Annotated in this window: 18 protein-coding genes; 10 read left to right on the forward strand and 8 right to left on the reverse strand. The window is 68.0% G+C overall.

What is annotated here, in order from left to right:
* Positions 1-350: 350 nt before the first annotated feature.
* The gene (locus AB4Z37_RS11615; protein ID WP_441516882.1) at positions 351-1,649 is read right to left on the reverse strand and encodes an RsmB/NOP family class I SAM-dependent RNA methyltransferase; all 1,299 of its coding nucleotides are present in this window, start codon (positions 1,647-1,649) and stop codon (positions 351-353) included.
* A 291-nt stretch (positions 1,650-1,940) separates the two neighbouring features.
* Here AB4Z37_RS11615 and AB4Z37_RS11620 point away from each other — a divergent pair, with 291 nt between their 5' ends.
* Positions 1,941-2,297: a DUF4870 family protein gene (locus AB4Z37_RS11620; RefSeq protein ID WP_441516883.1), complete on the forward strand. Its 357-nt coding sequence runs from the start codon at positions 1,941-1,943 to the stop codon at positions 2,295-2,297.
* 279 nt (positions 2,298-2,576) lie between these two features.
* Entirely contained in the window at positions 2,577-3,425 is an 849-nt protein-coding gene (locus AB4Z37_RS11625) for a metallophosphoesterase family protein (RefSeq protein WP_441516884.1), read from the forward strand.
* Between the two features lie 191 nt (positions 3,426-3,616).
* Here AB4Z37_RS11625 and AB4Z37_RS11630 read toward each other — a convergent pair whose 3' ends face one another.
* Positions 3,617-4,648 carry an NADP-dependent oxidoreductase gene (locus tag AB4Z37_RS11630; RefSeq protein ID WP_441516885.1) on the reverse strand — a complete coding sequence of 344 codons (1,032 nt, stop codon included), beginning with the start codon at positions 4,646-4,648 and terminating at the stop codon, positions 3,617-3,619.
* A gap of 266 nt (positions 4,649-4,914) precedes the next feature.
* Here AB4Z37_RS11630 and zigA point away from each other — a divergent pair, with 266 nt between their 5' ends.
* Both zigA and AB4Z37_RS11640 read left to right on the forward strand, forming a co-directional pair.
* Positions 4,915-6,126 (forward strand): zinc metallochaperone GTPase ZigA, encoded by a 1,212-nt coding sequence (gene zigA / locus AB4Z37_RS11635; RefSeq protein WP_441516886.1) that lies wholly within the window; start codon positions 4,915-4,917, stop codon positions 6,124-6,126.
* Positions 6,127-6,393: 267 nt separating this feature from the next.
* A complete protein-coding gene (locus tag AB4Z37_RS11640) occupies positions 6,394-6,624 on the forward strand; it encodes a hypothetical protein (protein WP_441516887.1) in 231 nt (76 codons plus the stop codon).
* A gap of 648 nt (positions 6,625-7,272) precedes the next feature.
* Here the strand turns inward: AB4Z37_RS11640 and guaB are convergent.
* The gene (gene guaB, locus AB4Z37_RS11645) at positions 7,273-8,766 is read right to left on the reverse strand and encodes an IMP dehydrogenase (protein WP_441516888.1); all 1,494 of its coding nucleotides are present in this window, start codon (positions 8,764-8,766) and stop codon (positions 7,273-7,275) included.
* 421 nt (positions 8,767-9,187) lie between these two features.
* Here guaB and AB4Z37_RS11650 point away from each other — a divergent pair, with 421 nt between their 5' ends.
* A complete protein-coding gene (locus AB4Z37_RS11650; protein ID WP_441516889.1) occupies positions 9,188-10,660 on the forward strand; it encodes an MFS transporter in 1,473 nt (490 codons plus the stop codon).
* Between the two features lie 329 nt (positions 10,661-10,989).
* On the opposite strand, the gene AB4Z37_RS11655 is transcribed toward AB4Z37_RS11650, so the two are convergent.
* Entirely contained in the window at positions 10,990-11,673 is a 684-nt protein-coding gene (locus AB4Z37_RS11655) for an RlmE family RNA methyltransferase (RefSeq protein ID WP_441516890.1), read from the reverse strand.
* A gap of 276 nt (positions 11,674-11,949) precedes the next feature.
* Positions 11,950-13,044: a Ppx/GppA phosphatase family protein gene (locus tag AB4Z37_RS11660; RefSeq protein WP_441516891.1), complete on the reverse strand. Its 1,095-nt coding sequence runs from the start codon at positions 13,042-13,044 to the stop codon at positions 11,950-11,952.
* A gap of 224 nt (positions 13,045-13,268) precedes the next feature.
* Here AB4Z37_RS11660 and AB4Z37_RS11665 point away from each other — a divergent pair, with 224 nt between their 5' ends.
* Both AB4Z37_RS11665 and AB4Z37_RS11670 read left to right on the forward strand, forming a co-directional pair.
* Positions 13,269-15,656: a xanthine dehydrogenase family protein molybdopterin-binding subunit gene (locus AB4Z37_RS11665; protein WP_441516892.1), complete on the forward strand. Its 2,388-nt coding sequence runs from the start codon at positions 13,269-13,271 to the stop codon at positions 15,654-15,656.
* A gap of 123 nt (positions 15,657-15,779) precedes the next feature.
* Positions 15,780-16,712 (forward strand): alpha/beta fold hydrolase, encoded by a 933-nt coding sequence (locus AB4Z37_RS11670; protein WP_441516893.1) that lies wholly within the window; start codon positions 15,780-15,782, stop codon positions 16,710-16,712.
* A gap of 40 nt (positions 16,713-16,752) precedes the next feature.
* On the opposite strand, the gene AB4Z37_RS11675 is transcribed toward AB4Z37_RS11670, so the two are convergent.
* Entirely contained in the window at positions 16,753-17,547 is a 795-nt protein-coding gene (locus tag AB4Z37_RS11675; RefSeq protein WP_441516894.1) for a hypothetical protein, read from the reverse strand.
* Positions 17,548-17,706: 159 nt separating this feature from the next.
* Here AB4Z37_RS11675 and AB4Z37_RS11680 point away from each other — a divergent pair, with 159 nt between their 5' ends.
* Together AB4Z37_RS11680 and AB4Z37_RS11685 are read left to right on the forward strand one after the other, a co-directional pair.
* Complete coding sequence (locus AB4Z37_RS11680) at positions 17,707-18,183, forward strand: YaiI/YqxD family protein (protein ID WP_441516895.1); 477 nt, start codon at positions 17,707-17,709, stop codon at positions 18,181-18,183.
* A gap of 10 nt (positions 18,184-18,193) precedes the next feature.
* The gene (locus AB4Z37_RS11685) at positions 18,194-20,008 is read left to right on the forward strand and encodes an ABC-F family ATP-binding cassette domain-containing protein (protein ID WP_441516896.1); all 1,815 of its coding nucleotides are present in this window, start codon (positions 18,194-18,196) and stop codon (positions 20,006-20,008) included.
* Positions 20,009-20,044: 36 nt separating this feature from the next.
* On the opposite strand, the gene AB4Z37_RS11690 is transcribed toward AB4Z37_RS11685, so the two are convergent.
* The gene (locus AB4Z37_RS11690) at positions 20,045-21,112 is read right to left on the reverse strand and encodes an agmatine deiminase family protein (RefSeq protein ID WP_441516897.1); all 1,068 of its coding nucleotides are present in this window, start codon (positions 21,110-21,112) and stop codon (positions 20,045-20,047) included.
* Positions 21,113-21,231: 119 nt separating this feature from the next.
* Positions 21,232-22,134, reverse strand: coding sequence for a LysR family transcriptional regulator (locus AB4Z37_RS11695; protein WP_441516898.1), 903 nt, complete (start codon positions 22,132-22,134; stop codon positions 21,232-21,234).
* A gap of 92 nt (positions 22,135-22,226) precedes the next feature.
* On the opposite strand from AB4Z37_RS11695, the gene AB4Z37_RS11700 reads away from it, so the two are divergent.
* Complete coding sequence (locus AB4Z37_RS11700; RefSeq protein WP_441516899.1) at positions 22,227-23,441, forward strand: MFS transporter; 1,215 nt, start codon at positions 22,227-22,229, stop codon at positions 23,439-23,441.
* The last annotated feature ends 7 nt before the right edge of the window (positions 23,442-23,448 follow it).

Raw genomic sequence — 23,448 nt, forward strand, 5'->3', positions numbered from 1 at the left:
GGCGCCATCGCCATGGTTCGAGACGGCGCAAGTGCGCTTCCTCACCAAGAGGGTTGAGGGATCAGCCAGGAGAGCACGACACCACGGACAGCGCCTTCATCCTCTCTGCGTCATCACCGGGCCGGCGCGCAGCGCCGTGACCCGGTGATCCAGCTTCAAGCACCGCAAATAGTCAACCGTCATTCCGGAAGCCGCGAAGCGGCCATCCGGAATCTCAAAGCCGCAGCAGGAAATGGCGATCGAGATTCCGGGTCCGTCGCGGAGCCTGTCATCGGGCCTCGCCTTGCGCGGACCCTTTGGCGACGTCCCGGAATGACGCCGAATGTGGAGCGCCCTCGCGCCCGGCCGCTTCACGCCGCCCGCAGCACCGAGACGAAGAAGCCGTCCGTCCCCGTGCGGCGCGGGGTCATCAGGAGGCCTTCGGCGGAAGCTTCTGTTGCGGCGAGGAAGGCATCAGCGCGGTCGCCGAGCACGGACGCCACCTGCTTCGGCGGCATCACCGTGAACGACGGCTGCCGCGCAACGAACGCGCGCACCTGGTCACCGTTCTCCTCAGTGAGCACCGAGCACGTGATGTAGACGATCCGCCCGCCGGGACGCACCAGCGCGGCGGCGCGGTCGAGCACCTCGGCTTGCCCCTTGAGCCGCACGTCGAGCGCGCCCGGGCGCATCCGCCACTTGGCGTCGGGGTTGCGCCGCCAGGTGCCGGTGCCGGTGCACGGCGCATCGATCACCACGAGGTCGGCGGAGGCGCTGATGTCGGCGAGCGGATCGGCGGCGCCCCTGGGCGCGCGCACCTCTGCGTTGTGCACGCCGGCGCGCGACAGCCGCTCATGGATCGGCGCGAGCTGGCGCTTGTCATGGTCGGTGGCGATCAGCCGTCCCCGGCCCTGCATCATCGCCGCCAGCGCCAGCGTCTTGCCGCCGGCGCCGGCGCACAGATCAATCACCTGCTCGCCGGGCTTGGCGCCTGTCAGCAGCGCCGCGATCTGCGAGCCCTCGTCCTGGACCTCGACACCGCCCTTGATGAAGATTTCCTCGGCCTGCACGCCGGGATTGCGGGCGTCGGCGCCGAGCGCGATGCGCAGGCCCAGCGGCGACCATGGCGTCGGCGCGGCCCCCAGATGCTTGAGCGCCGCCAGCGCCTTCTCCGGCGTCGACTTCAGCGTGTTGACGCGCAGGTCGAGCGGCGCTCGCCGCGCCATCGCGGCGGCCTCCTCAGTTCGCGCCTCGCCGAACACCCGCACGAGCGAGGCATCGAGCCACTCCGGATAATCGCCGGCGACATGCGCCGGCGCGCCATCGAGCGAGCGCGTCGCCAGCGCCGTGCGCTCGGCTTCGGTCAGCGGCTCCGGCGCAAAGCGTGCGCCATCGCACAGCGCTGAGATCGCCGCATCATCGAGGCCGCGCTCGAGCCGCAGCATGCCGAGCGCGCGGGCGCGCGGCGTGTCGGCATCGAGCAGCCACGCGCTGGAGGCGCGGCGGCGCAGCACGTCGAACACCAGCCCTGCGATCGCCGCACGATCGCCGGAGCCGGCAAAACGGTGCGCGGTGCCCCAGTCCTTCAGCGCATTGGCGGCGGGAATGCGCTGCGCGTCGATCGCGCTCAAAACCTCGATGGCGGCGGACAGCCGGGCGGCGGGTGTCATGGCGGTCTTTCAGATGGATGTTTCAGGCCGTGCAGGCGCCGCACGGGCACCACCGGACTCTCCCGCGCGGCATAGCTCCCCGGCGCCAGCAGCACAAGGGCGCTCGCCGCCATGGGGCGGCCCGCCGGGCTCGCGACGCCTCCGCCGCCGGATCGCGCCACAGGTTCCCACCCCACCGGCACCGGCCGCCAGGCCGCGCGCCACGGCACGCGCTGGACAGCCGATCCCCTCGCCGATAGCTTCGTGCGCGGGGACAGGCACGCGCCGGATCGCCGTGCACGAGGGAGCATCATGTCACTGCAGACCACCGACAACACCACATCACCACGCACCTGGGCGCTCGTCGTCTGGGGCCTTTTCATCGCCTCGTATTTTACCTTCACGCTGACGCTGATCGTCGCTGTCATCATCGCCTATGTGAAGCGCGGCGACCTCGCCGGTACGCCGTTCGCCTCGCACATGACCTCGGCGATCCGGACCTTCTGGATCAGCCTCGTCGTCGGCATCATCGGCGTCATCCTGCTGTTCGTCGGCATCGGCTTCATCATCCTCGGCGCCGCCGCGATCTGGCAGCTGTTCCGCGTCATCCGCGGCCTCATCCGCGCCCTCGACAGCCGCCCGATCGACGATCCCGAAGGCTGGTTCTGACGAGAGGCGCCGGCCTCCCGATCGACAATCAGCGCTCGCCCGTTTCAAACGGCCGTTCGTCCAGGCTCGCGCCATCGCACTGACATGCGGCGGCGGTAGAAAAGCGCGTGCGCCGAAGGCAAGGAGATGCGCGGCACCGGGCCATGGCTGTTCGATCCAACTTCGAATCTCGTCCCGCCCCCTGCGTCATTGCCGGGCACGCGGAAGACATGAAAACGCTCGCCGAATTCAGCCGCGGAACACTTTCTAGCCCAAACCTCAGCAGCCCGGGAGCCCACCATGTCCGTGTTCCGCCTGACCCAGATCACCGACACCCATCTCAGCCCGCGCTTTCCCGCGTTCACACAGAACTTCGACCGTGTCGCCGCACATCTCGATGCGACGCGGCCGGACCTCGTGATCAACACCGGCGACCTCGCCTTCGACGGCCCCGACCGTCCCGACGATCTCGCCTTCGCCCGCGCGCGCCATGACACGCTGCCGGTGGAGGTGCGCGTGCTGCCGGGCAATCACGACATCGGCGACAACCCGACCCTGGTCGGCGCACCGCTGCTGCAGCAGGCGACCGAGGAGGCGCGGCAGCGCTTCATCGCGACCTGCGGCGCCGATCGCTGGCGCTTCGACGCTGCCGGCTGGAGCTTCATCGGGCTGAATTCGCTGATCCTCAACACGGGCCTTGCGAGCGAAGCGGAGCAGCGCGACTGGCTCGCCGGCGAGCTCGCCACCGTGCGCGGCCGGCCACTGGCGCTGTTCCTGCACAAACCGCTGTTTCGCGATACGCCGGACGATCCGGAGCTTGCGGAGACCTCGTTCCGCTATGTGCCGTTGCCGGCGCGCAGCGATCTCATCGCGATGCTGAACAGTGTCGACCTGCGCCTCGTCGCCTGCGGCCATGTCCACCAGCGCCGCGACGTCATGCTCGCCGGCGTGCGCCACATCTGGGCGCCATCAGCCGCCTTCATCATCCGCTCCGACGAAAAACAGGAGCCGATCGGCGTCAAGGAGGTCGGCCTGGTCGAATACGCCTTCACGCCCGATCACGTCGAGGTGCACCACCTGCGCGCGGCGGGCCAGGTCGATATTGATCTGGCGACAGTCGACCTCTCCGCCACGCAAGCCAGCGCATGATGATTGAGAGTTATGTCATCCATCACGACTTTCTCTGTCGTGGCCGGGCTTGTCCCGGCCACCCCGCTCAGGGACGCACTGCCCTCCTTATCGGGGTCGCCGGGAGACCTGTCGTTGCTTTTCGAGTCAGACGCTCAAAGATGACGGATGATAGTTCAACCTGAACTCGCCCCGCTTTTGCGTCGTAATCGTCACACCTTATCCGGTCCGATCCGCACCAGCTGCTTGCCGAAGTTCTTGCCCTTCAGGAGCCCGATGAAAGCCTCCGGCGCGCTGGCGAGACCCTCGGTGACGAACTCGCGATACTTGATCTTGCCCTCGCGCACCCACTGCGACATGTCGCGCAGGAAATCGCCATGGAGCGCTGCGAAGTCGCGGACGATGAAGCCGCGCAGCGTCAGCCGCTTCACCAGCACGGCGCGCATCAGGGCCGGCGCCCGGTTCGGCCCCGGGGCATCGCCGGTCAGCGCGTTATAGTCGGCGATCAGGCCGCACACCGGCACACGCGCGAACGGGTTGAGGCGCGGCAGCACCGCGTCCCACACCTTGCCGCCGACGTTCTCGAAATAGACGTCGATGCCCTTCGGACAGGCTTCCTTGAGCTTCGCCGCAAGATCGGGATCACGATGATCGAGGCAGGCATCGAAGCCGAGCTCCTCGGTGACATAGCGGCACTTGTCGGCGCCGCCGGCGATGCCGATCGCCCGAGCGCCCTTGATCCTGGCGATCTGGCCGACCGCCGAGCCGACCGCGCCGGACGCCGCGGCCACCACCACCGTCTCGCCGGGCTGTGGCTTGCCGATTTCCAGAAGGCCCGTGTAGGCGGTCATGCCGGGCATGCCGAGCACGCCGACGGCGGTCGAGATCGGCGCCAGCGCCGGATCGATCTTGCGCAGCCCCCTGGCGTCGACGACGGCGTGGGTCTGCCAGCCGCTGTGCGCCAGCACGATGTCGCCCTTGCTGAACTTGTCGCTGTTGGAGGCGATGACCTCCGCCACCGTGCCACCCTCCATCACGCCGCCGATCTCGACCGGCGCGGCATAGGAGGGCCCCTCGCTCATGCGCCCGCGCATGTAGGGATCGAGCGACAGCCAGATCGTGCGCAGCAGCACCTGGCCCTCGCCCGGCGTCGGCAGCGGTCCGCTTTCGAGGCGGAAGTCCGTGGCCTTCGGTTCTCCGACGGGACGGGCGGCAAGGACGATGCGCTGGGATTCGCTGGACATCGGATGTCTTCCTCCTGGTTGGCTGCGCTTGGCGCGCGGGCGGCGACGATGCCGCTTCGCTCCCTGATTAGGGGCGCGCGCCGCCGCGGGGCAAGAGGTCACGGGGGTCATGCGACCCATGCCGGATCTTTCCGCGGCCGGCGCGACGCCGGCCTGCCGCGCGCCGGAATGTGTGGGGGACATCCGCCGCCCATTTCCCTGCCCCGCCCTGTTGCTGCCTCAATTTACACTTGTTATGTTATAACATAACATATTAAGGCCATCCCATGAAGCGTCTGCCCGTCACGGTGCTCTCCGGCTTTCTCGGCGCCGGCAAGACCAGCCTGCTCAACCATGTCCTGCTCAACCGCGAGGGCTTGCGCGTCGCCGTCATCGTCAACGACATGAGCGAGGTCAACATCGACGCCGCGCTGGTGCGCGATGGCGGCGCCGAGCTCAGGCACCAGGAAGAACGGCTGGTCGAGATGTCGAACGGCTGCATCTGCTGCAGCCTGCGCGACGATCTTCTGGTCGAGGTCGAGCGTCTCGCGCGCGAGGACCGCTTCGACTACCTGCTGATCGAGTCCACCGGGATCTCCGAGCCGATGCCGGTGGCGGCGACCTTCGCGTTCGAGGACGAGGCCGGCAAGACACTGTCCACCCTCGCGCGCCTCGACACCATGGTGACGGTGGTCGACGCCCTCAACTTCACCCGCGACTACATCTCGGCGGACATGCTCGCCGACCGCAACGAGGTCGCCGGCGAGAGCGACACCCGCGCAGTGGCCGAGCTGCTCGCCGAGCAGGTCGAGTTCGCCGACGTCATCGTCGTCAACAAGACCGATCTCGTCACCTCGGTCGAACGCGCGTTTCTGGTCAACGTGCTGACGCGCCTCAATCCTTCGGCCGAGCTGGTGTTCACGGAGTTCGGCAAGGCGCCGCTCGACCGCATCCTCAACACCCACCGCTTCTCCTACGACAAGGCAAGCCAGTCCGCCGGCTGGCTCAAGGAGTTGCAGGGACAAGGCCACACGCCGGAGACCGAGGACTACGGCTTCTGGAGTTTTGTCTACCGCAGCCGCCGCCCGTTCCACCCCGAGCGCTTCCACCGCTTCCTCACCGCGCAGTGGCAGGGCGTGATCCGCGCCAAGGGCTTCTTCTGGCTGGCGTCGCGCATGGACTTCGCCGGCTCGATGTCGCGCGCCGGCCAGATCGTGCGGCACGAGCCCGCCGGCGTGTGGTGGTCGGCGACGCCGCGCGAGCGTTGGCCCGCGGACGCCGACTGGCGCGCCGGCGTGCTCGCCAACTGGACCGAACCCTACGGCGACCGCCGCCAGGAGCTGGTGTTCATCGGCACGCCGCAGATGGAGAAGGACGAGACCATCGCCGCCCTCGACGCCTGCCTGCTCACCGGCGCCGAGATGGCGCTCGGGCCCAAGCGCTGGACGGGCCTCCGCGACCCCTTCCCCGGCTGGCGTCGCGGCGCCGGCGCGGCGTGATCGTGGGCGCGGACTTCCATGCATCTCGACGCACCTGCACAGACGTCGCGCACCGGCCGTGTGGCTCGCGGCTTGGCTGTCCCTGACAACCAGATGGAGCCGCCATGATGACATGGCGGCAAATGCCGGATGAACTGGCGGGCAACGGGGCACGATCGCATCCGGGGCGCCGGCCTCGCGCTGGCGCCGCGCATTCGCCGCTTTCATCCGCTCACTGTGCTATCATCAGCACGCGCGGCGGTATTGAGGACGCATAATGGGGGACGCATGACCAACAATCTGCTCGGCGAACTGCTCGCCGCCCTGCTGCGTGCGCCCGACTACACGCCGCAAGCGCAGCAGGAGCCCAAGCGCCAATCCCCTCGACAATCCACCTGGCGCGTGATGTCCGCCGCCGACCTGCCGCGCGAGGGCCGCCATTTCACCTGCGGCGACGACTGCGGCTGCACGCCGGCGGCCGGGCTACGGTACAGGCCGAAAGGTGACGGCGAGGCCTGAGCGGCTTCGTCAGAACGAAACGCGGATGTTAGCCCTCAGGGTGAGAAGCGCGGCAACGCCGCGCGTCTCGAACCATGAGGCCCCGCCTCGGTTCAGGCCATGCTGGTCGTCACGCGTTGAAGCGCGGTGGCCTCGCCCTTCGAGACGCCCGCTGCGCGGGCTCCTCAGGGTGGGGGAAAGGCACAGCGCGTGGCAAGCTTGCGCGGGTCAAACCCGCGCATGACGGCGATACAAGCGGAAACGCATCACTTCATTCAGCGTCATGGCCGGGCAGCGCGATCCGTCTTCGACGGATCGCCAGGACGCGGGTCTCCCGGCCATCCACGTCTTCCAGCAATTGCCATACCATCCCCTCATGGTGAGGAGCACGGCAACGCCGTGCGTCTCGAACCATGAGGCCATCGCCTCAGCCCAGGCCGTGCTGATCCGCTACACGTTGAGACGCCGTGGCCTCGCCCTTCGAGACGCCCGCTAATGCGGGCTCCTCAGGATGAAGAGAAAGGCACCACGCAGCAAGCTGGATGCGCGGGTCGAGCCCGAGATCGCCTGAAAACGAGCATGCCCGGCACAAGGCCGGGCATGACGGAGAAGATTGCAAGGTGTGTACGTGACGTGAAAGCCTGACGATGGCGTCGCCACCCGCCGCCCTTACGCCCCACCCGGATAGTTCGGCGCTTCGCGGGTGATGGTGACGTCGTGGACGTGGCTCTCGCGCAGGCCCGCGCCGGTGATGCGGACGAACTGGGCCTTCTGGTGGAAGTCGTCAATGGTCTTGGCGCCGACATAGCCCATCGCGGCGCGCAGGCCGCCGACGAGCTGGTGCACGACATTGCCGGCCGGGCCCTTGTACGGCACCTGGCCCTCGATGCCTTCCGGCACGAGCTTGAGCGTGTCCTTGATGTCCTGCTGGAAGTAGCGGTCGGCGGAGCCGCGGGCCATGGCGCCCACCGAGCCCATGCCGCGATAGGCCTTGTAGGAGCGGCCCTGCCACAGGAACACTTCGCCCGGCGTCTCGTCGGTGCCGGCGAGCAGCGAACCGACCATGACGACGCTGGCGCCGGCGGCGAGCGCCTTGGCCATGTCGCCGGAGAACTTGATGCCGCCGTCGGCGATCACCGGGATGCCGGCCTTATGCGCCGCCTCGACCGCGTCCATGATGGCGGTGAGCTGCGGCACGCCGACGCCGGCAACGATGCGGGTGGTGCAGATCGAGCCCGGGCCGATGCCGACCTTGATCGAGTCCGCGCCGGAGTCGATCAGCGCCTGCGCCGCCTCCGTGGTGGCGACATTGCCGGCCACGACCTGCACCGCGTTGGACAGCTTCTTGATGCGGCTGACAGCGGCGAGCACATGGGCCGAGTGGCCATGGGCGGTGTCGACGACGACGACGTCGACACCGGCCTCGATCAGCTTCTCGGTGCGCTCGAAGCCGCTCTCGCCGACGGTGGTGGCGGCGGCGACGCGCAGACGGCCCTGCTCGTCCTTGGACGCCAGCGGATAGGCCACCGCCTTTTCCATGTCCTTCACGGTGATGAGGCCAACGCAGCGGTACTGGTCGTCAACCACCAGCAGCTTCTCGATGCGGTGCTGGTGCAGCATCTTCTTGGCTTCCGCCTGGCCGACGCCCTCGCGCACGGTGACGAGGTTCTCATGGGTCATCAGCTCCGACACCTTCTGGCGCGGGTCGGTGGCGAAGCGCACGTCACGGTTGGTGAGAATGCCGACCAGCTTGCCGGGACGGCCCGGGCCGCTGCCAGTCACCACCGGAATGCCGGAGATGCCGTTGTCCTTCATCAAGGTCAGCGCGTCGGCGAGCGTCTCGTCGGGGCCGATGGTCAGCGGGTTGACCACCATGCCGGACTCGAACTTCTTGACCTGCCGGACCTGGGCGGCCTGGCCCTCGATGTCGAAGTTGCGATGGATGACACCGATGCCGCCGGCCTGCGCCATGGCGATCGCCATGCGCGCCTCGGTCACCGTATCCATGGCGGACGCCATCACCGGGATGTTGAGCGGAACGGCCTTGGTCAGGAAAGTGCGGACATCCGCCTCCGACGGCAGGATTTCCGACAGGCCAGGCTTGAGCAGCACGTCGTCGAACGTGAATGCTTCCTGGAAACCCGGTCTTTGAATGACAGCCATTGCCAACTCCTCTGGCGGCGCACGCCGCAAAAATCCTTCGGGAAAGACGGATTGATCGCCGGCACCTGGCACCGCGCTCGAATCGTCGCCCTTCTTTGGGGTTGGCGGTGGTCGATAGCATGGCAGCATGACGATTCAAAGAGCCTCATCCCCCGTTCACAGGCGCTTTTTGGGTATGGCTCGTCTGCGGCCGGGCCAGGCCTCCCGCGACGGTTGCGGCAAAGCGCAAAACGCCATGATTTCAACGGCTTCCAAATACTGCTGGGCACCGGACTACGCCTCGGGGGCGCAAGCCGCCCCGCGGCCCGCGACGCCCCAAGGATTTGATTGACCAATCCGGGCGGTGGCCTATCAGACGGACAATGGAGTCCTTGCCGTTTTCGGCCATCTTGCAGCAGCCAACCGGGGTTCGACGTCACGCATGCAGAAGGAACGCCTCATCCCCCTCATCGTGGCCACCGCGCTGTTCATGGAGAACATGGACTCCACGGTGATCGCCACCTCGCTGCCGGCGATCGCCGCCGACATCGGAACGAGCCCCCTGACGCTGAAGCTCGCCATCACCTCCTATCTCCTCTCGCTGGCAGTGTTCATTCCCGCGAGCGGCTGGACCGCGGACCGCTTTGGCGCCCGCACGGTGTTCAGCACCGCGATCGCGGTGTTCATGCTGGGCTCGATCGGCTGCGCGCTCTCCTCCTCCATCACCCAGTTCGTGTTCGCCCGCATCCTGCAGGGCATCGGCGGCGCGATGATGACCCCGGTTGGCCGCCTCGTGCTGGTGCGCTCGATCGACAAGAGCGCCCTTGTCAACGCCATGGCCTGGCTGACGACGCCGGCGCTGATCGGCCCGGTGATCGGCCCGCCGCTCGGCGGCTTCATCACCACCTACTTCTCCTGGCACTGGATCTTCCTGATCAACATCCCGATCGGGCTGCTCGGCATTTTCATGGCGCAGCGCTACATCGACCCGATCCGCAGCGACCATCCCGAGCCGTTCGACCTCAAGGGGCTGATGCTTGCCGGCATCGGGCTCGCCGGCCTCGCCTTCGGCCTGTCGGTCGCCGGCCTCAACCTGCTGCCGTGGGAGGTGGTGATGCTGCTGATCGTCTGCGGCGCCATCTCGATGACGCTCTACGTCAAGCACGCCCGCGCGACCTCCTCGCCGGTGCTCGACTTCTCGCTGATGCGCCTCTCTACCATGCGCGCCAGCCTGATCGGCGGCTTCATGTTCCGCGTCGGCATCGGCGCACTGCCGTTCCTCCTGCCGCTCTTGATGCAGATCGGCTTCGGCCTGTCGCCGTTCAAGTCCGGCATGGTGACGTTCGGCTCAGCGGTCGGCGCCATGGGCATGAAGACGCTGGCGGCGCGCATCATCCGCGCCTTCGGCTTCCGCAACATCATGACGGTCAACGCCGTGGTCAGCGCCGCCTTCCTCGCCGCCTGCGCCATCTTCACGCCGGCAACGCCGCTGCTCTTGATCCTGATCATCCTGATCGTCGGTGGCTTCTTCCGCTCGCTGCAGTTCACCGCGATCAACACCATCGCCTATGCCGAGATCGACCAGGCGCAGCTCAGCCGCGCCACCACTATCGTCAGCGTCAACCAGCAGCTCGCCATCTCCGCCGGCGTCGCCATCGGCGCGTTCTCGGTCGAGAGCACCATGCTGCTACGCCATGCCACGACGCTGTCGGCGGAGGACTTCTGGCCGGCGTTCCTGGTGGTCGCCGCCATCACCGCGCTGTCGTCGATCATCTTCTACCAGCTGCCGCCGGACGCCGGCCACGAGATCTCCGGCCGCAAGGCCGCCGAGATCTCCAGCCGAAAGGGCGCAACCAAGGGTGTCGAGAAGAAAGCCAGCGAAGGCACTGCGGATGCCCGCGACCACAAGTTGTGAGGTGATTGAAGCCGAAGCTCGCTCAAACTGCGTCGCATTCTATCTCCTCATGGCAAGGAGCGCGGCAAAGCCGCGCGTCTCGAACCATGAGGCCCATGAGCTGCAACGCACGGGCCTCCTGTAGGGCGATTGACCGCTCTCCACGTCCCCCGAGCACAGCGTTTGAGATGTCGGTCGAGATTCCGGGTCTGGCCCTTCGGGCCATCCCGGAATGACGGCTGCAAAGAGATGTCATTCCGGGGCACGCCGCAGGCGTAAACCCGGAATCTCTGCCTAACCGTTATCGAACGATCGTGTCGGAGGCCCGCCCTGATCCCGGCGGAAACAGGCTACTCGGCCCGGCCGCGAAAGCCGGTCGCCAGCAGGTAGCGCTCGGAGGAATCCTGCCGGCTCGCCGCCGGCTTGACATGGCGGATCACGGCGAAGTCGCGCTTGAGCTCCGCCAGCAGCGAGGCATCCGCGCCGCTCTGGAACACCTTCGCCAGGAATGTGCCGCCGGGGTTGAGCACCTCCAGCGCGAACGCCGCGGCGCTCTCGACAATGCCGAGGATGCGCAGCTGGTCGGTCTTGCGATGGCCGGTGGTGTTGGGCGCCATGTCCGACATTACGACGTCGGCGCCGCCGCCGAGCATCTCGCGCAGCCGCGCCGGCGCCTCCTCGGCCATGAAGTCGAGCTGGGCGAAGTCCACGCCCGGAATTTCGGGCATCTCCAGCAGGTCGATCGCCACCACCTTGCCGCGGCCCTCGACGGAGCCGACCTTGCGCGCGGCGATCTGGCTCCAGCCGCCCGGGGCGGCGCCGAGGTCGATGACCGCCTGGCCGCTCTTGAGCAGCTTGTACTTGTCGTCCATCTCCTTGAGCTTGTACGCCGCGCGCGAGCGATAGCCGTCGCGCTTGGCTTGCGCGACGTACGGATCGTTGAGCTGGCGTTCGAGCCAGAGCTTTGAGGACAGCTTGCGCTTGCCGCCGGTCTTGACGGTGACGTGCAGCCGTCCGGTGTCATCCTTGGCCATGATGGGATGCCTCTAACAGAGCCGCGCCGCCCTGGCCAGAGCGGCGGACGAGGGTCAAAAMCACGAACGAGGGTCAAAATCGTTCGCTCCATCGCATTCTATCCCCTCATGGGGAGGAGCGCGGCAAGGCCGCGCGTCTCGAACCATGAGGCCAATGAGCCGTACGGGCCTCATCCTTCGAGACGCCCGCTGCGCGGGCTCCTCAGGATGAGGGTTAAGGTTGGCGCTGACTTAGCTCGGTCGATTGGCAAAGCTTGAGCGAGTTGTGCCGTCAGCTCACGCCGCGGCGATGGCGTGGTCCTCGCGCATCATCTCGATCAGCATGCCTTCGCGCAGGCCGCGATCGGCGACCCGCAGCCGCGGCAGCGGAAAAGCGTTGCGGATGGCGTCGAGGATGGCGCAGCCGGCGAGCACGAGATCAGCCCGGTCCGGCCCGATGCAGGCATTGCCGGCGCGGTCGGTGTAGCTCGTGGCAAGCAGGCTCTGGATGACATGGCTGACGTCGGCGTCGTTCATCCAGATACCGTCGATGCGGCGACGGTCGTAGCGCGCGAGATTCTGGTAGACGCCGGCGATGGTGGTGACCGTGCCGGACGTGCCGAGCAGGTGCATGCCCGCAAGATCTTTGCCATGGGCCGCGGCAAAGGCCGCGAGATGCCGCGCAACCTCGGCGACCATGGCGTCGTAGGATTGCCGCGTCACCGCCCTGCCGCCGAACCGCTCCGCCAGCGTCACCACGCCGAGCGGGATCGAGGCCCAACCGGCCATTGCCGGACTGCCATGGCGCTGGCCACCGGGCCGGTCGAGCCGGACCAGTTCGGTGGAACCGCCGCCGATGTCGAACAGGATGGCGCCGGAGGCGGCCGCATCCACCAGCGGCAAGCAGCCGGTCACCGCGAGCCCCGCCTCCGTCTCGCGGTCGATCACCTCCAGGCGGATGCCAAGCTCGTCGGCCACGCGGGACCGGAACGCGTCGCCATTCTCGGCGGCGCGGCAGGCTTCCGTCGCGATCAGGCGCAGCCGGCGCGCGTTGCGGGCAACCATCTTGTCCCGACATACCGCAAGCGCCGCCATCGCACGCTCGATCGCCGCCTCGCTGATCCGCCCGGTGGTGGACACACCTTCCCCGAGACGGATGATCCGCGAGAAAGAATCGACCACGCGAAAGCTCTCGCCCGCCGGACGCGCGATCAGCAGACGGCAGTTGTTGGTGCCGAGGTCGAGTGCCGCATAAACGGCCCCGGACGCGGCCTGCGTCCCCCCGACGCCATGGGTCAGAGGCACCGCCCCGCCCGCGCCGATGGCGACGCCCGAGATGTCCGGCTCTCCGCGCAGCTCACGGCTGTCACGGAGCCGTGTCTCTTCCATCATACAAGTCCGTTCTCCGGCACCGGCCTGCGGCGACGGGTCAAATCTTTGCTCGCACGAAGTGTATCAGCCGGACGATCTGGTGCAACCATCGTGCAGATACGGCATGTTCCAGGTGGCGTTGTGCAGGAGCGAAAGCTGCACTATCTCTGGTCGAGCGGCCTTCTGAAACGCGGTTCGCGCGCCTCCACGCCGCTGATGCACGCCTCCAGACCGGACATGTCTCCATGCAGGACCGCCCCCTCGGCAGCACCTTCGAGAACGCTATTGCAACGCAAAAATTCGGGGTCGGCCAGCCCGTCCGCCGCAAGGAGGACGATACCCTGGTCCGCGGCAAGGGAACCTACACCGACGACCTCAGCCTGCCCAAGCAGGCCTACGCCTGGATCGTCCGCAGCGCCCATGCCCATGGCGTGATCCGCGGCATCGATACCGAGGCTGCCCGTGCCATGCCCGGCGTGCTCGGGGTATGGACAGCGGCGGATCTGGAACCGGCGGGCTATGGCACGTTCGGCACCGCGGTGCCGCTCAAGAGCCGTGACGGCTCGCCGGTCCGCCAGACCCGCCGCCCGCCACTCGCCCGCGACAAGGTGCGCTTCGTCGGTGATCCCGTGGCCTTCGTGGTGGCCGAAACGCAAGCCCAGGCCCGCGATGCCGCAGAAGCCGTCTCCGTCGACATCGATCCGCTGCCGGCGGTGACCGATGCCGAGGCTGCGACCAAACCGGGCGCACCGCAACTCTATGACGACATCGCGAACAACGTGGCGCTCGACTTCCATTCCGGCGACACCGCCGCGGTCGACGCCGCCTTCGCCAAGGCCGCCCATGTGGTGAAGCTCGACATCGCCAACACCCGCCTCGCGGTGGTGCCGATGGAACCACGCTCGGGCCTTGCCGTCTACGACAAGGCGGACGGCCACTTCACCCTGCACGCGCCAACGCAAGGCGTTGCCGGCAACCGCACCATGCTCGCGAAGAATCTCAACCTGCCGAAGGACAAGGTCCGCCTGCTGACCCACAATGTCGGCGGCTCCTTCGGCATGAAGAACGTCAACTATCCGGAATACATGTGCATCCTGCACGCGGCGCGGGAGCTCAATCGCCCGGTGAAGTGGACGGACGAGCGCTCGACCAGCTTCCTCTCGGACAGCCACGGCCGTGCCCAGGACATTGTCGCGGAGCTTGCGCTCGCCGCCGACGGCAGCTTCCTCGCGGTGCGTGTGTCGGGCTACGGCAATCTCGGCGCCTACATCATGGGCGTCGCGCCGGTGCCGCTGTCGATCAACATCGCCAAGAACATCGCCAGCGTCTATCGCACGCCGCTGATCGAGGTGGCGATCAAGTGCGCGGTCACCAACACCACGCTGATGGGCGCCTATCGCGGCGCCGGCCGCCCCGAGGCCAACTACTTCCTGGAGCGGTTGATCGACCTCGCCGCCGACCAGATGGGCATCGACCGCCTGGCGCTGCGCCGGCGCAACTTCATCAAGCCGGCGCAGATTCCCTACGCCGCCGCCAACGGCCTGACCTACGACAGCGGCGACTTCCAGGGCGTGTTCAACGACGCGCTGAAGCTGTCCGACCATGCCGGCTTCGCCAGGCGCAAGCGCGACAGCCGCAAGCGCGGCAAGCTGCGCGGCATCGCCGTAGGCTCGTATCTGGAGATCACCGCGCCTCCCGGCGTCGAGCTCGGCAAGATCGCCTTCAAGCCGGACGGCCATGTCGAGATCGCGACCGGCACGCTCGACTACGGCCAGGGCCACGCCACGCCGTATGCCCAGGTGCTGTGCGAGCGGCTCGGCGTGCCGTTCGACGCGGTGACGCTGATGCAGGGCGACAGCGACATCGTCCACACCGGCAACGGCACCGGCGGCTCGCGCTCGATCACCGCGAGCGGCATGGCGATCGTCGAGGCTGCCGATCTCGTCATCGAGAAGGGCAAGTCCGCGGCCTCCTTCGTGCTGGAAGCTGCGCCCGGTGACATCGAGTTCAGCGGCGGGCGCTTCACCATCACGGGCACCGACCGCAGCATCGGCATCATGGACCTCGCGCAACGCCTGCGCACAGGCGGCCTGCCCGAGGGCGCGCCGACCTCGCTCGACGTCGATCACACCACCAAGGAAGTGCCCTCCACCTTCCCCAATGGCTGCCATGTCGCGGAGGTCGAGGTCGATCCCGACACCGGCGTTGTCGAGATCGTCGGCTACAGCGGCGTCAACGACTTCGGCACCGTGGTCAATCCGATGATCGTCGCCGGCCAGGTCCATGGCGGCGTGGTGCAGGGCATCGGCCAGGCGCTGATGGAGTGTGTGCGCTACGACAGCAATGGCCAGCCGGTGACCGGCTCGTTCATGGACTACGCCCTGCCGCGCGCCGGCGACATTCCGCCGATCACCCTCGGCGACCACCCGGCTCCGGCGACGTCCAACCCGCTCGGCACCAAGGGATGCGGCGAAGCCGGCTGCGCCGGCAGCCTCTCGACCATCGTCAACGCGGTGGTGGACGCGCTGTCGGAATACGGCATCAGCCACATCGACATGCCGCTGACCCCGGAACGGGTGTGGCGGGCGATCCAGGACGCCAAGGCGGTGAAGGCGGGAACCGCGGCCGCCTGAGTCTTCCTGCCCGGCTTCGTATAAATATTATCCGGGTGATATTGATCGTCAGATATCACCCGGGTAATAAATCGTCCGACAGACCACATCGCGCGGGCCACCGCACAACCGTCGGACGCCACCATGAAGACCCTGACCGCCAACGGCATCACCATCGCCTATGACGACTTCGGCGACATGCGCGCCGAGCCCATCCTGCTGATCGCCGGCCTCGGCACCCAGATGATCCGCTGGACGTCGCCGTTCTGCGCCGCCCTCGTCGCGCGCGGCTATCGCGTGATCCGGTTCGACAACCGCGACGCCGGTGGCTCGACACATTTCAGCACGCATCCGGCGCCGGACTTCGGCGCCCTCGCCACCGCGCTGATGGCCGGCGGTCGACCGGACGTGCCCTACACACTGCATGACATGGCCGGCGATACCGTCGGCCTGATGGATGCGCTGGCGATCCCGCGCGCCCATCTCGTCGGCCGCTCGATGGGCGGCATGATCGCCCAGGTCGTGGCGAGCGCCCATCCCGACCGCGCGCTGTCGCTGACCTCGATCATGTCGAGCACCGGCAATCCGCAGTTGCCGCAGGCGGCGCCGGACGTCATGGCGATGCTGACGCGGCCGATGCCCGATCCGTCCGTCGACATTGAGGGCTATCTCGACCGCGCGCAGACGTTCGCGCAACGCATCACCGGACTGGACTATCCCATTGATGTGGCGGCATACCGCGCGCTCGTCCGTGAGGAAGTGCGGCGCGCTTATGATCCGGCCGGCTTCGCCCGCCAGATCGCAGCCATCGCCATCACCGGGGACCGTCGCGCCGCACTGGCGGCGATCACCGCACCGACGCTTGTGATCCACGGCGCCGACGACCCACTCATTCCCCCGGCCTGCGGTGCGGATACCGCTGCCGCAATCCCCGGAGCGGAGTTCATGGTGATCGACGGCATGGGCCACGACCTGCCGGCCGCGGTCGAGCCGCGCATCGCCGACGCCATCGTGCGCACCGCGCAACGCGGCTCGCGCCTGCCGGTCACCGCCCTCGCCCTGCTCGGCAGGGTGTAGCCCGGCCACCTCGCTGGGGACGCAGGGCCTTCGCCGCCCGTCAGGCGACGGCGGCCTCCCGGGGCTGGTAGATCGCGACGTGGCGGCAGCGGGCAACCGCGCGGCTGCCATTGGCGACGACGACGCCGTCAAGCTCGACGAACCGGTGCCCCTTGCGCTCGTAGTTGTCGGCGACCTGAGCCCGCACCGTCAGTTCGTCGCCAGCGAAGGCCGGCGCAAGGTGCTGCAGCGCGCTGCTGACATGAATCCAGGGGCCGAGGACGACATTCTCCTTCAGGGCCGAATTCAGCGTACGCAGCAGCGTGCCCGGGTGAAGAATCGCCTCGGTGGCGTAGACCGGCGCCGCCTCGTGGATGTCGCGGAGGTAGTCGCGCCGTTCGACCGCATCCTGGCGATACGCCGCAATGCCAAGCCACGCCCCCGTCCGGTAGGTGTCTTCGCCCACCGGCGGGCGCCGGGCCACAGGGCCCATGGCCACGAAATCGTCGAGCCGCAGCGGCGGTGGCGCATCCGGCAGCGTCGCGATGGCCGTGCCGCAGAGCTCGCCACGGCTGCGCAGTTCGATCGCAAGACCACCGTCCGCCTCGCGCGCCGAGACCTCGACCGTCTCGCCATCGTACACCGGCTTGAGGAAGCGCCCCTGCATCCAGCCGCGCTCGATAAAGGCTCGGCCCCATACCTGCGCCGGAACATGGCTCATGTAGGCGAAAACGTCGACGCCGGGCACGAGGCCACCGACAAAGCCGAACTGCCGGGCCACTGTGTCGTCGTGCATCTTGTTTTCTGAGCTTTTGGCGAGATTGCAGGCCACGACCCGGTACGGCGTCAATTCCATGGTTCCTCCCGCGGATCGCAGGTCCGCTGTTGTTGATGACACGATGGTACGCCAACAAACCGCATCCGCAACCCTGTCTAAGGCGTGGTTTTTACTCGCAATCCGGCCGCCGCTGGGCTACCCCGTCGCGACCGAACCAAAGGCATCCGCAACCACCGCATGACCACCCCGCCACCAACTGGCCGCATCTATGTCGATGCCGATGCCTGCCCGGTGAAAGACGAGATCTACCGGGTCGCCGAACGGCATCACCTGCGGGTGACCGTGGTGGCCGGCGGCTTCCTGCGGGTGCCGCAGCATCCGCTCATCGAGCGGGTGGCGGCGGGCGACGGCATGGACGCCGCCGACGACTGGATCGCCGAGCGTACCGGTCCGGGTGACATCGTCGTCACCGCCGACATCCCGCTCGCCAGCCGCTGTGTGAAGACCGGCGCCGCCGTGCTGGCGCCGAACGGCAAGGCCTTCACCGAGGATTCGATCGGCATGGCCCTCGCCGTGCGCAACCTGATGACCGACCTGCGCTCGGCGGGTGACGTCACCGGCGGCCCGCGCGCGTTCTCGCCGCGCGACCGCTCGACGTTCCTGTCCGCGCTCGACCAGACCATCCGGCGCCTGCAGCGCGCCCAACAGACCTGAAGACCGTATCATGGCTCCTCCCCTGATCCAGATGAAGGATATCGCGCTGACCTTCGGCGGCACGCCGTTGCTGCAGTCGGCCGAGCTCAACGTGTCCGCCGGCGAGCGGGTCTGCCTGATCGGCCGCAACGGCTCGGGCAAGTCGACGCTGCTGAAGATCGCCGCGGGGCTCATCGAGGCCGACCGCGGTGAGCGTTTCGTGCAGCCGGGCGCCACCATCCGCTATCTGCCGCAGGAGCCGGACTTCTCCGGCGTCGCCACCACGCTCGCCTATGTCGAGGCCGGCCTCGGCCCGGGCGACGACGTCCACCCGGCGCGCTACCTGCTCGAACAGCTCGGCCTGACCGGCGAGGAAGATCCCACGAACCTCTCCGGCGGCGAGGCGCGCCGCGCCGCGCTCGCGCGCGTGCTCGCCCCCTCGCCCGACATCCTGCTGCTCGACGAGCCGACCAACCATCTCGACCTGACGACGATCGAGTGGCTGGAAAGCGAGCTCTTGAGCCGCCGCTGCGCGCTGGTGCTGATCAGCCACGACCGGCGCTTCCTCTCCAACCTGTCGCGCAGCACGGTGTGGCTCGACCGCGGCCAGACCCGGCGCATCGAGCGCGGCTTCGGCGCCTTCGAGGAATGGCGCGACGAGGTGCTGGCAGACGAGGAACGCGACCAGCACAAGCTCGACCGCAAGATCGTCGCCGAGGAGCACTGGCTGCGCTACGGCGTGTCCGGCCGGCGCAAGCGCAACGTCAAGCGCCTCGCCAACCTGCATTCGCTGCGCGACCAGCGCCGCGACTACCGCGGCGCTGCCGGCAAGGCGACTCTGACGGCCGCTACCGGCGAGACCTCCGGCACGCTGGTGGTCGAGGCCAAGAATGTCACCAAGGCCTGGGGCGACCGCCCCGTGGTCAGCGATTTCTCCATTCGCATCCAGCGCGGCGACCGCCTTGGCATCATCGGGCCGAACGGCGCCGGCAAGACCACCCTCATCAACATCCTGACCGGCGGGCTCGCCCCGGACAGCGGCAGCATCCGTCTCGGCGCCAACATCGAGATGGCGACCCTCGACCAGCATCGCGAGAGTCTCGATCCCAGGACGACGCTGTCGGAGGCGCTGACCGGTGGCCGCGGCGACCATGTCATGGTCGGCGGCAAGCCCAGGCATGTCATCGGCTACATGAAGGACTTTTTGTTCGCCCAGGAGCAGGCGCGCACGCCGCTTGAGGTGCTGTCAGGCGGTGAGCGCGGCCGGCTGATGCTGGCCCGCGCGCTGGCCAAACCCTCCAATCTGCTGGTGCTGGACGAGCCGACCAACGACCTCGACCTCGAAACCCTCGACGTGCTCGAGGAGCTGCTCGGCGACTACGAAGGCACCGTCATCCTGATCAGCCACGATCGCGACTTCCTCGACCGTGTCGTGACGTCCGTGATCGCCCCCGACGGCCTCGGCCGCTGGCTCGAATATGCCGGCGGCTACAGCGACATGCTCACGCAACGCGGCGAGGATCTGCGACGCGACGCGCCGAAGGCCGCAAAGGCCGCGAAAGAACCGAAGGAGCAGAAGACCTCCGCTCCTGCCGCCGCCCCCAAGCGCCGCCTCAGCTTCAACGAGAAGCATGCGCTGGAAACGCTGCCGAAGACCATGGCGAAGCTGCAGGCCGACATCGCCACGCACCAGAAGCGGCTCGACGATCCGGCGCTGTACAGCCGCGACCGCAAGGCATTCGACGACAGCTCGGCCGCGCTCGCGGCGGCGCATGCCAAGCTGCACGAGGCCGAGGAGAAGTGGCTGGAGCTCGAAATCCTGCGCGAGGAGATCGAGCAGGGCTGAGCGCGGGCCTTCCCGGCGACGCGCGCGCCTCTGCCGCTACGCCGCTCCGGCCGGCTGCTGCTGGGTGGCACAATGGATGCCGCCTCCGGCCTCCCCGATCGGATCGATGTCGAGGCTGACGACCTCGCGGCCCGGATAGAGCTGGCGCAGCAAGTCCTGTGCGGCCGCATCGGCCTTGTCGTCACCGAACTCCGCTCCGATGACGGCGCCGTTGCAGACATAGTAATTGACGTAGCTTGACACGAAGTCGTCCGAGGAAGACCGGATACGCTCGGGATCCGGCTCGGGCATCACGACGACGTCGAGACGTCGACCGGCCGCGTCCGTCGCCCGCGTGAGGATCTCACAGGTCTCGAACGCCGCGACACTCCAGGGATCATTGCTATCCTTCTTCCGCGGCAACTGGATGACGACCTGCCCTGGCTTTACGAACCGTGCAAGGGCATCAATGTGATAGTCGGTGATGTCAGCGCCCTTGACGCCCGGCGCCCAGATCATGCGCTCGCCCCCGAGGGCGTCCAGCAACAACCGCTCGATCTCCGCCTTCGCGCGCCGATTGCGGTTGGCGTTCACCCACGAGCTCTCATGGGCCAGTAGCGTTCCGGCACCATCGGTCTCGATCCCGCCGCCTTCCCCGACAACACCACTGTCGAACACGCGAAGCCCAAGCTTCTGAGCGACGCGCTTCGCAACCTGCCCATCGGCGGCATGGGGCTGCTTGTTGCCCCACCCATTGAAATTCAGCTCCGCGACGGCCAACCCGCCGTCCGCCGAACGCACGAAGGTCGGTCCGGCATCACGACACCAGAGATCATCGGTTTCGATCGGCCAGACCTCGATCTGCGTGCCGAGCCGCTGATGGACCGCAGCAACCTGTGTGGCTGGCGCCAACATCACGAGGGGCTCGAAACGCACGATCGCTTGCGCGATCGATGCGATGCGACTGCGAACGGCTTCCAGCTCCTTCGCGCCGCCATAGATCGCCGCACGCGACGGCCATTGCATGAAAGTGCGAGTATGCGGTTCGGATTCCAGCGGCATCCGATAGCCAAGGCGGCGGGCCGTGGTGCCGTCCGGGGTCGCAGACGAAGTGTCGCCGGCCATCAGGACAAGCCCCATAGAGGCTGTTGCTTTCAGGACATCGCGACGAGCGGGCATAATGGCAGGGTACGCATATCCAGCCACCGCGACAAGAACGACGATCCGTCAGCCACCGCCCTCGCTCAACCGCCGACCAGAGCCCGGAGCTCGCGGTCGAGCGCGTCGTGAAACACGGCGATCGGCCGCTCCAGCCGCCCGGCCGGCGGACGGTGCACCACCCAGGCGCGCACCGCCGGCGTGAAGCCCGGCACCTTGATCGCCTTGAGCTTGCCGCGATACGCGCTGCGCTTCAGCGCCACCGGCGTCGCGATGCCGACGCCGAGCCCACGCGCCACCAGCGACAGCCGCAACTCCGAATCCAGTGCCTCGACGGCCACGTTGAACGGCAGATGCGCGACATCGAAGTGGCGCTTGAGCACCTGGCGAAAGCCGCAGCCGTCCTGGTTGATCACCCAGGTCATCTGCGACAGCGTTTCCAAATCAACCGACTTGCCGATCTTCATATCGCGGGCCACCACGAACAGCACTGGCTGCGCGCCGAGATCATCCGCCGCAAGATCCGCCGCCGGCGCCATGCCATCGGGCAGGCACACCGCCGCGGCGTCGAGCTCGTTGCGACCGACCCGCGCCATATGCTCCGGCGACCAGCCGGACACCACCCGCACCGCGAGTGACGGAAACGCGCCGCGCAGCGCATCGAGCGGGCCGGTCAGCCCGCTTTCCGACAGATAGGGCGTGATGCCGAGCCGGAACTCGCCGCGCACCACACCATCGTGCGCGACGCCCGATTTCAGGTCCTCCAGCGAGCGCAGCACCCGCCGCCCGTGCTCGTAGGCTTCCCGCCCCGCCACCGTCGGCCGCAGCGGTTTCGACTGCCGGTCGAGGAGTTCAGCGCCCAGCAGTTGCTCGAGGTTCTGCACCCGCCGCGTCACGCCGGGCTGGGTGAGATTGAGCCGCGCCGACGCCGCCACGATCGATCCGGTTTCCACCACCGCGACGAACGCCAGGAGGTCGTTGGTATTCATAAATATCTCGCATATTGAATATCAAACCATTTCAATTGTCGCATAATCCCGCGGCTGCTTAAAGGCCCTTCCGCAACGACTTCGAGGGTTTCATGAGCGCCAGCGACACCACCACCGCACCCGTCACGACAACCGTGACGCGCTCCTTCATCTGGCTCGGCGCGATCGCGACCGGCGTCATCGTCACCAACCTGTTCGCGCCGCAGATCCTCGTCGGCCAGATCGGCCCGGCACTGCACATGACCGCGGCCCAGGCGGGCCTGATCAGCACCCTCACCCTGCTCGGCTACGCACTCGGCCTGTTCCTGCTGGTGCCGCTCGCCGACCGCATCGAGAACAAGCGCCTGATCCTGACGACGCTGTGCGGCACGGTCGTCGCCGCGCTGTGCACCGCGCTCGCCCCCACGCCGACACTGCTGCTGGTCGCGGTGTTCGTGCTCGGCGGCTCGTGCGCTGCGATCCAGATGCTGGTGCCGCTGATCGCCGCGATGGCCCCGCCAGCCGACCGCGGCCGGGTCATCGGCGAGGTGATGGGCGGGCTGATGGTCGGCATCCTGTTGTCGCGGCCGCTGGCGAGCTTCATCGCCGACCTGTGGAGCTGGCGCGGCTACTACGCGCTTTCCGCGGCGTCCGTCGCCCTGCTGGGCGTGGCGCTCGGCGCCCGCCTGCCGTCGCTGCGCCCCGCCGCTGAGGTCGGCTACCTCCATCTTCTCGGCTCGTTCTGGACGCTGTGGCGCGAGGAGCCGGTGCTGCGGGTGCGGGCGTGGACCGCGGCGCTGGTGATGGCCTCCTTCACGGCGTACTGGGCGGCCGCGGCGCTGCGGCTGGCGGCCGCGCCGTTCCAACTCGACGCCCGCGGCATCGCCGCCTTCGCCCTCGTCGGCGCCGCGGGCGCCGTGGCAACGCCGCTCGCCGGCCGGCTCGGCGACCGCGGCTACGCGCGTCCGCTGCTGATCGCCTCGCATCTCGCCATCATCCTGTCCTGTGCGCTCTGCGCCGCGGCCGCGATGATCGACTCGCAGGTCGCGGCGCTGGCGCTGCTGGTGATCGGCACGGTGGTGCTCGACATGGGCGTCACGGTCGACCAGACGCTCGGCCGCCGCGCGGTCAACCTGCTGCGGCCGGAAGCGCGCGGCCGCCTCAACGGGCTGTTCGTCGGATTGTTCTTCATCGGCGGCGCGATCGGCGCCGCCGCAGCCGCGACGGCGTGGTCGCTCGGCGGCTGGAGCGCGGTGTGCGCCGTCGCCGGATTGTTCGGGCTGCTCGCACTCATCACCGATCTCGTCACCCGGACCGGATCGTCGTAACCGCCCG

It is taken from the genome of Bradyrhizobium sp. 2TAF24 (assembly GCF_052115025.1).
In the GTDB taxonomy this organism is placed as follows: Bacteria; Pseudomonadota; Alphaproteobacteria; order Rhizobiales; family Xanthobacteraceae; genus Bradyrhizobium_A.